Source organism: Actinoallomurus vinaceus (assembly GCF_039542055.1).
GTDB classification, from domain to species: Bacteria; Actinomycetota; Actinomycetes; order Streptosporangiales; family Streptosporangiaceae; genus Actinoallomurus; species Actinoallomurus vinaceus.
The window spans coordinates 315,928-328,165 of sequence record NZ_BAABHK010000008.1 but is presented as its reverse complement, the minus strand read 5'-3'; the positions used below and the strand labels follow the sequence as shown (position 1 = coordinate 328,165).

The following is a 12,238-nucleotide window of genomic DNA, read 5'->3' as shown; positions in this document are numbered from 1 at the left end:
CGCTCGCTACGAACGGGATCTGTCAGACACGCCCTCGGGGACGCGGTCGAGCTCGATGCCGAAGTGGGTGCGGTAGGCGGCGAGCACCTCGGCGTCGTCGCCGAGCTCCTGTTTTTCGCGCTCCTCGCCGACCGTACGGGTGAGGGTGCGGCCGCTGAGCGTGATCCGGCCGGTCTCGGTGAGCAGCGAGCACACGAGGGACCGGGTGAAGTGCGACTCCGGTGACGTCCGGTGCCACCAGCAGCCCGCGATGAAGTCCCGGAGCGTGCGCGGGCGCGTCTCCAGGCGGTAGACCGGTCTGCCGTCGTGCAGCACGTCGAGGTCGCCGTCGGCGGTTTCGACGATCCGGAAGACGCCCGCCGGGTCCGCCTGGTCGCCGCGCTCGTCGATCCGCAGGGGATGGTGGGTGTGGCTGCCGAAGCCGACGTCGGCCAGCCAGGGCCCCACTCGCAACGCCATGTGGTCGTACGGGATCCCGGGGCCGTCGTCGCCGAACACCCGTCCGGCCAGCGGCGTGACGTCGTAGCCGAGCGCCGACAGCAGCGCCCCGAACGCCCCGTTGAGTTCGTAGCAGAACCCGCCCCGGCGCCGGTCGACGACCTTGGCGACCAGGGCGTCCTCGTCGAGGACGATGTCCTCACCCAGGTGGATGGCGAGGTTCTCGAACGGCACGGTGCGCATGTGGCGCAGGTGCAGGTCGCGCAGTGCCGCGGCGTCGGGGCGCGCGGGCCGCTCCGCGCCGATGCGGGCCAGGTAGTCCTTCACCCGGGTTTCGTCCATGCCCTGATTCACCCACGCCGGGACGGCGCCCCGCCATCGGTCGTGGGTCGTAGGGCTTTCAGCGGAAGAGCGCGCTCTTCGGGCCCATGATCATCCGGTCGTTGGCGACGAGGGTGCGCATGACGGCGCGCAGCTTCGACTCCTTGATCGAGATGCAGCCGGCGGTGGGCGTGACGCCGCCGACGTGGAAGAAGATCGCCGAACCGTACCCCGACTTGGCGTGCGGCCGGTTGTAGTTGATCACGACCGCCTGGTGGTACGGCCCACGGCGCGCGGTGGCCGACAGGTCCTCGTCCGTCGAGCGGCACTTCGCCGCCGCGTAGTAGTCGTTGTAGTGGCTCTTGCCCGAAGTCGATCCCCAGCAGTCGCCGCTGCTGTGCAGCGTGCGGTACTTCAGCTTGGTACCGGGGTTACCGAGGCCGAACGCCTCGGTGAGCGTGAAGGAGCCGGTCGGCGACTTGCCGTCGCCCTCCCGCTTGGCGCCCGGCCGGGCGAAGGCCTTCGTCCCCGCGCGCCCCGTGGTGGCGCTGACCTTCTTCCAGGACTTCCCCTGCTTGACGCACTCGGTGACCACGACGTGGTTCGAGGAGTACGCGGAGGAGATCGCGAACACCACGTGCTTGGCCGACCCGGTTGAGTACTTCAGCCTGCCGTGGTTCGCGGCCGAGCACGGGTTGAAGGTGGCGGCCTGCGCGGCGACGGGCGCGAGAGCGGTGAGCGTGACCCCGCCCGCGAGGGCGATCGACGCGAGAAGGGCGGTTCGTTGCTTTTTCACGGTGAAATCCCCCAGCATGTTGGCGGATGACAGCCTACGCATCGGCAAGCAGGCGATCTAGGGTGTGGCCATGACAAATCTTCCGGAGCGGCGCGATATGCGCATCTCCGACGCCGAGCGCGATCAGGTCGCCGCGGTCCTTCGGGAGGCGGCGGGAGAGGGTCGGCTGGACTTCGAGGAACTCGACGAACGCCTCACGGCAGTCTACGCCGCGAAAACGTTCGGCGACCTGGAGCCCATCACCCGCGACCTGCCCGAACCCGCGGCCCGGCCGGCCGCCGCCCAAGGTGACCGGTTCGGGGGCACGCCCGGATCTCGGACGTTCCTCGGGATCATGAGCGGCTTCCAGCGCAAGGGCGCCTGGGTCGTCCCGGAAGAGCTCACCGCCGTGGCGTTCTGGGGCGGCGGGCAGCTCGACCTGCGCGAGGCGCGGTTCGAGACCCGGCAGGTGACGATCCGGGCGTTCGCCGTGATGGGCGGCATGGAGATCATCGTCCCGGAGGACGCCGAGGTCCACGTGAACGGCATCGGCATCATGGGCGGCTTCGACCACCGCGCGAGCGGCGTGGGCTCCCCGGGAGCACCGAAGATCATCATCACCGGGTTCGCGTTCTGGGGCGGGGTCGGCGTGACGCGCAAGGCATCCGACGCCGAACGACGCCGCAAGCTGGAGGAACGCCAGGACGGACAGCGTTCCATCGAGGACTGAGCCCCGGCGCGCCCGGTCGTCGTCCGGACGGCCGCAACGGAGCCTCGGCTCCGGCAGGCCCGTTCACAGGCTGGCTCCCGGACGGCCGCAATGGAGCCGGGCTCCGGCAGGCCCGTACGCGATGCTCGGTGAAGGCATCGGCGAGCGGCCGGTTCGCGGCGGCCTTCACCGAGCACGCGTCGACGGCTCACTCCTGCGGACGCGCGTGCCTCGGCAGCAGGAACACCGCGAGGAAGGTCAGGCCGAGCAGGCCGACCTCCACCCACAGCGTCAGTTTCATCGCCTCGATGAACCCCTTCCGCAGTGCCGTCCGCCCGACCTCGGCGGCCGCACGCTGCGCCGGGAGCCCCGCCGCACGCACCTCTCCCTCCGCGCGGACGCAGGACGCCGGAACCGACTCGGCGTCCTTGGCCACCGCCCGGTCGTGACCGCACGCGCGCAGCCCGGTGACGAGCCGATCCCGCTGCGGGCCGGAGACTCCCGCCGCGGCGAACGCCTTCGGCCCCGCCGTGTCCGTCGCCGTGGCGACCTGGCCGCCGAGGATGCCGAAGAAGATGGTGCCGAGAACCGCGACGCCGAGGGAGCTGCCGAGCTGCTGGATGGAGGTCAGCGCACCGGACGCCGAGCCGGTCTCGTGCTGCTCCACTCCGGCGAGCACGGTCTCGAAGAAGGGCGCCATCAGCAGGCCCATGCCGGCGCCCGTGACGAGGAGCGCGGGAACGAACTCCCACGGGCCGACGTCGGAGCCGGCCAGGTGCAGGGTGAGGACGACGCCCGCCACGCCGAGGGCCATCACCAGGGTGCCGCCGTGGATGACCCGCCGGCCGAACCGCTGCACGGCCTGCGCGATGCCGAACCCGATGACGACGCCGGCCGACCACGGCACCGTGGACAGACCCGCCCGCAGCGGCGAGTACCCGAGGCCGATCTGCAGGAAGAGGCTGAACACGAGCGAGAACCCGGTCATCCCGGAGAAGAACACGATCCCGACGATCAGCCCACCGGTGAAGCCGCGCTTGCGGAACAGGCTCGGCACGATCAGCGGGTCGCCGCCCCCGCGCTGCCTGCGACTCTCGTACCACCCGAAGAGGCCGAAGACGGCGACACCGGCGGCGATCATGAGGAACGTCCATGCCGGCCACCCGAGCTCGCGGCCCTGGACCAGCGGGTAGACGAGGAGCAGTGAGGCCACTCCGGCGAACACAACGCCGACGAGGTCGAGCCTGGGCGGCCGCGCCGACCGCGACTCGGGCAGGAAGCGCAGGCCGCCGAGGACGGCCAGCAGCCCGAGCGGCAGGTTGATGAGGAAGATCATCCGCCATCCGGTGCCGAAGAAGTCGGCGTCGATCAGCCAGCCGGCGAGGATCGGCCCGCCGACCGAGGACAGTCCCATGACCGGGCCGAACATCCCGAACGCCTTGGAGGACTCCTCGTCGGAGAACATCTCCTTGATCACGCCGAGGCCCTGCGGAAGCATGACCGCCCCGAACAGCCCCTGCAGCCCGCGGAAGGCGATGAGCGTCTCCGGCGACTGCGCCAGCGCGCACAGCAGCGAGCAGGCCGTGAACCCGAGCGCGCCGATCACGAACATCCGCTTGCGCCCGACGACGTCGCCGAGCCGCCCGCCGGTGAGCAGGCCGATCGCCATCGCGAGGGTGTAGGCGGCCCCCAGCCACTGCACCGTGCTGACGCCGCCTCCGATGTCGGCCCGGATGGACGGCGCCGCGATGCTCGTGATCATGGCGTCGAGCATGTCCATGACCTCGGCGGCCAGCAGGACGAAGAGCGCGATCCAGCGCCAGCGGTACGGGGGCGCTGCGGTGGAAGGCCCGGCCAGGGCCGTTTCGGTCGCGGCCACGAATCTCCTCCAGTCATGACGGATTAACTCGATCAGCGAGAAGATATATCGCGTTTGTCGAGACAGTCAAGACATATCGCGTTTCCGTCGAGGTGCCGGTCTGAGACGCGAGCGCCCGGACTCTCGCCGGCGCTCTCGGCCACGAGAGGTCGGCGGGTCAGCGTTCGAGGTCGGCCAGATGGGTGGCGGCCTCGTCGATGGAGTCCTCGGCGAAGACCGCGATGCCGTGCCGCTCCAGCAGCGCGGAGGTCACGCCCTCGCCCGGCACCGACGCTCCGCTGAACGTCCCGTCGTACACGCGGGCGACCCCACAGGACGGGCTGCTCTCCTTGAGGATCGCCATGCGTACGCCATTCGCGCGCGCCTGCTCGAGGGCCTGCCGCGCGCCCTCGAGGAAGTAGGCCGTGACGTCCTCGCCGTCGCGGGTCACCACCCGGGCCCGCCCGTCCAGGACGTCACCGCCGAGGCCGCCGCGGATCTCCGCGGGCGGACGCGGCACGGGCAGCCCGCCGTGCACCTCGGGGCAGACCGGCACGAGACGCCCCTCGGCCCGCCACCGCTCGAACACGCGGTGGTCACTGCGCTTGCCGGTGCCGTCGTACCGGACCGGCCGGCCCAGGAGACAGGCGCTGACGAGGATGCGTTCCATCACATTCAGCGTAGGTCACCACAGAAATACACGGATGTGACCACGGTCTCATACCTCGTCGTCACCCGATCGTGCCAAGCTTGCGATCATGAGTTCGATGCAGGCCGATCTTCGGCGGGGACTCTCCTTCGTCCGCCGGGTCGGCAGGGTCGATGACGCCGTCGTCGAGCCTCCTCTCCCGCCCGCGCGGGTCGTCCACCTGCCCCGGCGCGGCGAGGTCACCGTACGGGTCGTCGAGGGCCCCGCGCCCGTCCTCCTCCTGCACGGCTGGGCGCTCACGGCCGACGTCAACTTCTGCCATCTCATGCCGCACCTGTCCGAGGGCATGGTGGCGATGGACCACCACGGACACGGGCGAGGGCCGAGCCGACCGGGGAAGTTCCGCGTCGACGCGGCGGCGGACGATCATGCCGCGCTGCTGGACGCGCTGGGGATCGAGGAGGTCGTCGTTTGCGGCTTCTCCCTCGGCGGGCCGGTGGGACTCGAACTCGCGCGGCGCCACCCGGACCGCGTCGCCGGTCTCGTGCTGCAGTCCACGGCCCTGCGCTTCGACAGCCCCACCGACCGGGTGACCCGGCCCCTGCTGAAGGCCGCCCGGCCGCTGACCCGTTTCGACATCGGCCGTACCGCCCCGCTGCGCTACTTCAGCGACACGCGCAAGCGCAGCGCGGAGACCGAGCGGCTGTGGCCCTGGCTGCGCCGCGAGCTCGTACGGGCCCATCCCCGCGCGATCGTGGACACCATGCTGGCCGAGTACGAGTTCGACTTCCGGCCGCACGCTCCCCTGGTCGCCGGCCTGCCCACCGCGGTCGTGGTGACGACCCGGGACCGCGCGGTGCCGCCCGCCGACCAGCGCGACATGGCGCGGCTGCTGGACGCCGAGGTGCTCGAGATCGACGACGACCACGACGTGTTCCTCGCCGACCCCGAGACGTACATCGCCACGACCATGGAAGCGATCCGGCGCGTCACCGCCTGACCGCCGACCGCACGCTCACGCGCGACGCGCTCGCCGTACGGGGGTGTCATCGCCTGACGTCGTACGCCCCCTTGCGAAGCCGCCCGCCGCACGCCCAGCGCGTCACCGCCTGACCGCAGCCGTACGCCCCCGTGTGACGCCATCCGCCGAACGCCCTCCGGGGCGTCATCGTCTGAGCACGCGCCAGGGCCGGGCGGAGGTCACCAGCGGGCCGTGGTGTTCGTCAGGTACTCCGAGGTGAACGCGGTGCGGTCGCCGGCCCGCGTGCCCGGGACCGGGAACAGCCGCGCGGACAGCGGCTTGCCGAGGCGTACGGCCAGGGCGGTGACGTCCAGGAGCAGCCGGGCGAGGGCATCGGACGAGGAGTCGCCCGGCAGCGGCACGGTGTCCAGGCCGGTGCCGCAGACCGAGGAGTACGCCAGCAGGTCGTGCAGGCCGATCCGGCCCTCCTTCCAGCGCCGGGCGAGGACGACGTCCTCCATCACCGGGAGCATCAGCCCGTTGTAGCCGCACGTCGGCAGGCCGGTGCTGCGCAGCCCGGCGGTCAGCGCGGCGGCGACCGCGAGCGTGCCGGGAGCGCCGAACTCCCCGGTGATCTCCTCGAACGCCGCACCGATGCTGTCCGCGCCGTTCGGGGCCGGGGACAGGTCGATGCCGCCGAACCGCACCCCCAGCTCGGCCGCCACCCGCTCGGCGAGGCGGACCACCGGAGCGGCCTCCTCGGTGAGGGCCCCGGCGAAACGCTCGGTCAGACCGTCCAGGCCGCCCGCGGCCGCGCCGACCGCGATGCTCGCGCCCTGGAGGCCGACCGTGAGGTTCGCGGCGCGTTCGTGGTAGGCGGCCGGGAAGAACGGGCCGCCCGGCGGAACGCACGCCAGCGCCGCGAACCGGAAGTTGCCGAAGCCCTCCTCCGTCTCGTTCGCCAGTCGCAGCATCGCCTCCGCCGCCGGCCGGGCCGCCGAGGTGTTGCCGTCGAGACGGACGGTGAGGTTCAGGGCGTCGTTGCCGATGAGCAGGTCCGGGATCGTCTCGACGCCCGACGTCGCGGGGCCGAGCGAGCAGTACGTCAGGCCGGCGTCGTCGAGCGCGGCCTGCAGGTCACGCGCGTACGCGACGGTCGGCGTCATGTCGTCGAACACGGGACGCGTGGACAGCCGGAGGGTCTGCACCTCGTAGCCCGCCTCGCGGAAGACCGCCTCCGCGCGGCGCAGCGCGTCCGCGCCCTTCGTGACGACGTCCGCGGCCAGCGGGTGCGGCTCGGGCACGCCGAGCGTGAGCGTACGGATCGGGACCATGCTCAAATGATGTCAAAGAACCCGTCGGCCACGAGATCGGGCAGCACCGCGAGGGCACGGTCCTGTACGGCCGCGGCGTCCGTTTCGGTGAGCTGGGCGATCGCGTCGAGCAGCGGGCCGAGGGGCAGGTCGCCGTCGCAGGCTCCGGCCAGCGCGGCCTCGACCGTACCGACCTGCGCCACGCGGTGCAGCCCGCGCGTCTGCCGGAGCAGGATCCGCTCGGGATCCTCCACGCCGGGCGGGCCGATCTGCTCCTGCACGATGCCCGGCGCGGTGCGCAGCGTCGTCGCCGGGGTGAGGTGCGGCCGGGCTCGCACGACGTCGCGGACGTAGGCGCCGACCGGCTGGTCGATGGCGTGCCGCAGCTCCTCGACCCGGACGTCCTCGCCGCCGGAGTTGTGCAGGGTGATCCAGCCGAAGCCGATCCCGGTGACCTTGTTCGCCTCGAAGTAGTCGAGCCAGGCGTCGTAGCGCCGCCGGTACTCCGCCGAACCGGCGTCGAGCGAGTCGCGCAACCACAGCTCGGCGTACTCCGCGGGGTCCTGGACGTCGCGTTCGACGACCCAGCCGTCGACGCCCTCGATCCAGTCCGCGACGCGTTCGCGCCAGTCCTCGCCCTCCACGTGCAGCCAGTTGGCGAGCAACTGGCACCAGCCGTCCGGCGCGAGGTGGGCCGGTGCCCGCCGGACCAGCCGCCGGCAGAGCTCGTCACCCGGCAGCCCGGACTCGCGGTATTCGAACCGGAGGTCCGGTGAGATCACGAACGGCGGGTTGGACACGATGAGGTCGAACGTCCGGCCCTGGACGGGTTCGAACAGCGACCCTTCCAGGAGCTCCGCCTCGATCCCGGACAGCGCGAAGCCAAGCCGGGCGAGGTGGAGGGCGCGCGGACTGACGTCGGTGGCGGTGATGCTCCGGGCCCGGTCCGCGAGGTGGACGGCCTGTACGCCCGATCCCGTCCCCAGGTCCAGGACGTCGCCGACCGGACCGCGGACGACCAGCTGCGCCAGGTTGCCCGACGCCCCGCCCTGGCCGACGACGTGGTCGGGGCGGAGCCGTGCGTCGCCCGGCCGTGCCTTCAGGTCGGAGACGACGTGGCCCCGGGCGGACGGCGGGTCGCCGGGCACCCCGGACGCGGACTCCACCGGTTCGACGTGCAGGAGCGCGCGGACCTCTCCGTTCGACCGCTCGACCAGGCCGAGGGCGGCCAGGTCCTCGAACGGCAGGGCCGAGTCCGGAACCGGCACCTGGAGCCAGAACAACCGGACGAGCGTCTCCAGGGTCGTGCCGCTCCGGGTGGCCCGCAGGGCGGGGACGATCTCGTCGCGGGCCAGCGCCGCCCCGGCGACCGGGCCGAGCAGGTGCCGGACCCCGGCGACGGTGTAGTCGGCGTGCTCGAACAAGCCGCGCACGCGCTCGGCGGCACCCTGGTCGACGGACATCCTCAGCCCAGGAACTTCACGAAGCCGTTGGCGAGGGCCTCGGCCATCTGCTGGCGGCCCTGCGGGCTCTTCATCTTCGCCGCGTCACCGGGGTTGCGCATGTTGCCGCACTCGATGAACACGGCCGGCCGCGTCGAGACGTTCAGGCCACCGAGGTCGCTGCGGACGTCGATGCCGTCCTTGCCGAGGTAGGTGGAGTACGGGATGCCGGTGCCCTGGTGGAAGGCGTCGCGCATGTCCCCGCCGAGCCGCTTGGACGGCGCGATGATGGCCCCGTTGTGGCCCTTGATCAGTGCCGGCTCGATGATGTGGAAGCCGTGTCCCTTGGCCGGTGCCCCGTCGCCGTGGATGGCCAGGACCGCGTCGGCGTGGGCGCGGTTGCCGATCCGGGCGCGCTCGTCGACGCACGGCCCGACGCCGGTGTCGCTGGAGCGGGTCATGACGACCTTGGCGCCCTTCGCCTTCAAGATCTTGGCGAGGCGGTTGGCGACGTCCCAGGTGAACTCGTGCTCGCTGTAGTTGTCGTCGGTCGAGGTGCCGGTCGTGTTGCAGGCCTTGTGCCCGTTGTAGATGTCGACCTGCTTGTTGATGATCTCCGGGTGCTTCGCGTTGCCGCCGTTGTGGCCGGGGTCGACCACGATGACCTTCCCGGCGAGGGAGCCCTTGGACGCCTTGCTCGGGGACCCGCCGCCAGGCGAGGGCTCTCCGGGTGCGATGCCGGCGGGCTGGGAGGAGGACGCCTTGGCCGACGGCGGGGTCGCCGAGGCCGCAGAGGAACTCCCGGTCCCGCAGGCGCTCAGCGCGGCACCCGCGAGTACGGTCATGACCAGGGCGCTCAGCGCCCTGCCGGAGCGAACCGTGGAATAACGCATCAAGCCCAGTGTGCCAAACGCCGGGTAATGCCGTGTCCTCTCCCCGGAATCGCCGAGTACCGCTCCCCGGAACCGCTGAGTGGCCGCCGCCGCTCCCTCCGCGCTGAGTCGTGCGACGGCGGCCACGATCGGGCGGGTCAGCGGACGACGCTCTCCTTGCCGAGCAGGGCGGCGAGGGCACGCGCCTCGTCCGCGTCCAGGCCGAGCACCACGCGGGGCCGTCCCCACGGGTGGTCGATCGAATGGGCCACGTACCCGGCGACGGACTCGGTGACCTCCTCGATCAACCCGCGGGCGTGCCGCCACTGCGACCACGCGCTCTCCAGCTCACTCGCCGCGCGCTGCGCGGATGACACCAACTCCGGATCACGCACGATCGGCCCCCAGGATTCCGGCGAATACCCCGTCCGCCGCCCGGCGGTCTCCGCCCCGGCGCCGCGGCCCTCCCCCCGGTAGGGCCGCGACAGTCCCGATGGCGACCCGCCGGGCGGCCGGTCACGCACCCATTAAGGCGGCCGCGCCGGCCCGCGGCACGGGGGTTCGGCGAGCCTTGGCGACGCCCTTACCGACCGGAGACCGCGGCGGGACCCGGGAAGCCCTCTGGGTAGATCAGCGATGCCCTACGTAGATCTCGCGACGGCTGAATCCGCGGTCCGAGCCCCCAGCGCGGGCCTGGGTCCCCCGGGACCGGGGCCTCAGTGCGGGACCGGGCCGGTGGTCGAGCGGATGACCAGGTGCGGTGTGACGAGGGTCTGCCGGGGCTGCCGGAACGGGTCCTCGATGCGGGCGCAGAGGCGTTCGGCCGCGACCCGGCCCATGTCCCGGCGCGGCTGGTCGACGCTCGTCAGGGCGATGTGGCGGATGGCGGCCAGGTGGGTGTTGTCGTATCCGACGATGGAGATGTCGGCGGGGACGCGCAGCCCGCGTTCGTCCGCGGCGGACAGCACGCCGGTGGCGACGAGGTCGTTCGGTGCGAAGATCGCCGTCGGCGGCTCGTCCCGGGCGAGCAGTTTCCGCGCGGCGCGGTAGCCGCCCTCTTCGGTGAAGTCGCCCGGCTCCACGACGATCCGGTCGGCCAGGCCGTGCCGGCGCATCGCCGATTCGTACCCGGCCCGGCGGTAGTGCGCGGTGGTCGAGGGGGCGCCCTCGATGTGGGCGATCCGGCGGTGGCCCAGCTCGACGAGGTGGTCGACCGCGAGCCGGGCGCCGAGCTCGTCGTCGTCGACGACGATGTCGACCCCCTCGATGTCGCGCTCGCCCACGACGACGACGGGGACGTTCTTCGCCGTCTCGGTCAGCGTGTCCGGCACGACGCTGAGGAGGACGAGCCCGTCCACGCGCATCTCCAGGAACGCCTCGACGGCCTCCGCCTCGAACTGCGGGTCCCAGCGGCCGCTGCCGACCAGCATGCGCAGGCCCGCGCCGTGCAGGCTCTCCTGCAGCCCGTCGAGGAACTCGGCGAAGAACGGGTTGTGCAGGTCGGCCACCAGCGCGCCGATCAGCCGAGTGCGTCCCTCGACCAGGCTTCGGGCGACCGCGTTGGGGCGGTACCCGAGCTCCCGGGCCGCCTTCAGCACGGCCTGCCGGCGGGCGTCGCTGACGTGCGGCGACCCGCGCATGACGAGAGAGACCAGCGATTTCGACACGCCGGCACGCTCGGCCACGTTACGGATCGTCGGCTTCGCCGCCGGCACCTTGGGCACGGCCGCCTCCTGGCGTGGGTCCTCGGGCATGGGGGATCTCCTGTCCCAGCGACCGCCTGAATCAGGGACAGATACCGGCGGACCGCCGCAAGGGAGGAGATGCCATGATGCCCTTACATCGCCTCCGACGCCCGTGACCCTGAGTAAGGGGCATGCACGAGTGGGAATTCGGGCCGGGTCACTACATCGCGCCCGTGCGCTGACCAGCCGTTGACGGAGTCACCGCGCGGAAAGCCCGCTCCGATACGCTTCCAATGTGGCTGATCGCGCAACCACTCCGGAAGGCCAGGCGGAGCCGTCCCGGCGTTCTTCCGGCGCCCGGCCGGGAAGGCGGCGTCTCAGCGTCGACGAGCGACGCGAGGAGCTGATCTCCGCCGCCCTCGAGCTGTTCAGCGACCGGCCGCCCGAGGAGATCTCGATCGACGACGTCGCGGACGCCGCCGGAGCCTCCCGCGCGCTCGTCTACCACTACTTCGGCGGCAAGCAGGAGCTCTACCTCGCCGCGCTGCACACCGCCGCCCGGCAGCTGAACGAGCTGCTCGACCCGCCGGCGGAGGGCCGGGGCCTGGAGCGGCTGGCGGTGTCGCTGCACCGCTACTTCGACTTCGTCGAGCACTACGCGGCGGCGTTCGTCGCGCTGTTGCGCGGCGGCCCGGCGTACCGGACCGGTGAGATCGGTGAGGTCATCGAGGGCATCCGCAGCCTCGTGATGAGCCGGATCATCGCCGCCATCGGCGTGGAGGAGCCCGGCCCCGTCCTGCGCATCACACTGCGCTCGTGGATGGCCTCCGTGGAGACCGCCGGCCTCGACTGGCTCGAACACCGCGACATCCCCCGCGAGGAGCTCGAACGCCTGCTCGTCGACCATCACGTCGTGCTACTGGACGTCGCCGCCCGGCACGACCCCGACGTGGCGGCGCTGTTCGACCGCCTGTCCCGGGAATCCCGGACCGGCTGACAGTACGGACGCCCCGCCCGGTCTCGGGCGGGGCATCCATCACCTGGAGTCCGTGCAACCCCCCGGCACGGTCCCGAAGGAACGGGACCGGTCGAACCTCACGGAAGCTCCCCGATCTCCGCGAGCGGCGGTGACCCGCCACGTCGCGGCTCATAGCGACACGCCCGGCGCCCTGCCGACCGTGCGCCCCCCAGTCGAATCGTCGCCGACGGGTCCGT

At 72.0% G+C, this 12,238-nt stretch carries 12 protein-coding genes; 3 read left to right on the top strand and 9 right to left on the bottom strand.

Annotated elements, in window-relative coordinates; genetic code table 11:
• Positions 1 to 6: 6 nt before the first annotated feature.
• Positions 7 to 780 carry an arylamine N-acetyltransferase family protein gene (locus ABEA24_RS28205; RefSeq protein WP_345434166.1) on the bottom strand — a complete coding sequence of 258 codons (774 nt, stop codon included), beginning with the start codon at positions 778 to 780 and terminating at the stop codon, positions 7 to 9.
• 58 nt (positions 781 to 838) lie between these two features.
• On the bottom strand, positions 839 to 1,555 hold the full coding sequence (locus tag ABEA24_RS28200; protein WP_345434165.1) for a L,D-transpeptidase family protein: 717 nt from the start codon (positions 1,553 to 1,555) through the stop codon (positions 839 to 841).
• 70 nt (positions 1,556 to 1,625) lie between these two features.
• Between ABEA24_RS28200 and ABEA24_RS28195 the strand changes: the two genes are divergently transcribed.
• Positions 1,626 to 2,264, top strand: a complete 639-nt coding sequence (locus tag ABEA24_RS28195; RefSeq protein WP_345434164.1) for a DUF1707 SHOCT-like domain-containing protein — start codon at positions 1,626 to 1,628, stop codon at positions 2,262 to 2,264.
• A 187-nt stretch (positions 2,265 to 2,451) separates the two neighbouring features.
• Here ABEA24_RS28195 and ABEA24_RS28190 read toward each other — a convergent pair whose 3' ends face one another.
• Positions 2,452 to 4,122, bottom strand: a complete 1,671-nt coding sequence (locus tag ABEA24_RS28190) for an MFS transporter (protein WP_345434163.1) — start codon at positions 4,120 to 4,122, stop codon at positions 2,452 to 2,454.
• Positions 4,123 to 4,279: 157 nt separating this feature from the next.
• On the bottom strand, positions 4,280 to 4,771 hold the full coding sequence (locus ABEA24_RS28185) for a 2-thiouracil desulfurase family protein (protein WP_345434162.1): 492 nt from the start codon (positions 4,769 to 4,771) through the stop codon (positions 4,280 to 4,282).
• Positions 4,772 to 4,859: 88 nt separating this feature from the next.
• Here ABEA24_RS28185 and ABEA24_RS28180 point away from each other — a divergent pair, with 88 nt between their 5' ends.
• Complete coding sequence (locus ABEA24_RS28180) at positions 4,860 to 5,750, top strand: alpha/beta fold hydrolase (RefSeq protein ID WP_345434161.1); 891 nt, start codon at positions 4,860 to 4,862, stop codon at positions 5,748 to 5,750.
• 200 nt (positions 5,751 to 5,950) lie between these two features.
• On the opposite strand, the gene ABEA24_RS28175 is transcribed toward ABEA24_RS28180, so the two are convergent.
• From ABEA24_RS28175 to ABEA24_RS28155, 5 genes are all read right to left on the bottom strand, one after another.
• Entirely contained in the window at positions 5,951 to 7,045 is a 1,095-nt protein-coding gene (locus tag ABEA24_RS28175) for a DUF711 family protein (protein WP_345434160.1), read from the bottom strand.
• A 2-nt stretch (positions 7,046 to 7,047) separates the two neighbouring features.
• Positions 7,048 to 8,487 (bottom strand): DUF7059 domain-containing protein, encoded by a 1,440-nt coding sequence (locus ABEA24_RS28170; RefSeq protein WP_345434159.1) that lies wholly within the window; start codon positions 8,485 to 8,487, stop codon positions 7,048 to 7,050.
• A gap of 2 nt (positions 8,488 to 8,489) precedes the next feature.
• Positions 8,490 to 9,359 (bottom strand): N-acetylmuramoyl-L-alanine amidase, encoded by an 870-nt coding sequence (locus tag ABEA24_RS28165; RefSeq protein WP_345434158.1) that lies wholly within the window; start codon positions 9,357 to 9,359, stop codon positions 8,490 to 8,492.
• Between the two features lie 137 nt (positions 9,360 to 9,496).
• A complete protein-coding gene (locus ABEA24_RS28160; RefSeq protein ID WP_345434157.1) occupies positions 9,497 to 9,733 on the bottom strand; it encodes a hypothetical protein in 237 nt (78 codons plus the stop codon).
• Positions 9,734 to 10,054: 321 nt separating this feature from the next.
• Positions 10,055 to 11,092 carry a LacI family DNA-binding transcriptional regulator gene (locus ABEA24_RS28155; RefSeq protein WP_345434156.1) on the bottom strand — a complete coding sequence of 346 codons (1,038 nt, stop codon included), beginning with the start codon at positions 11,090 to 11,092 and terminating at the stop codon, positions 10,055 to 10,057.
• A 226-nt stretch (positions 11,093 to 11,318) separates the two neighbouring features.
• Between ABEA24_RS28155 and ABEA24_RS28150 the strand changes: the two genes are divergently transcribed.
• The gene (locus ABEA24_RS28150) at positions 11,319 to 12,020 is read left to right on the top strand and encodes a TetR/AcrR family transcriptional regulator (RefSeq protein WP_345434155.1); all 702 of its coding nucleotides are present in this window, start codon (positions 11,319 to 11,321) and stop codon (positions 12,018 to 12,020) included.
• The last annotated feature ends 218 nt before the right edge of the window (positions 12,021 to 12,238 follow it).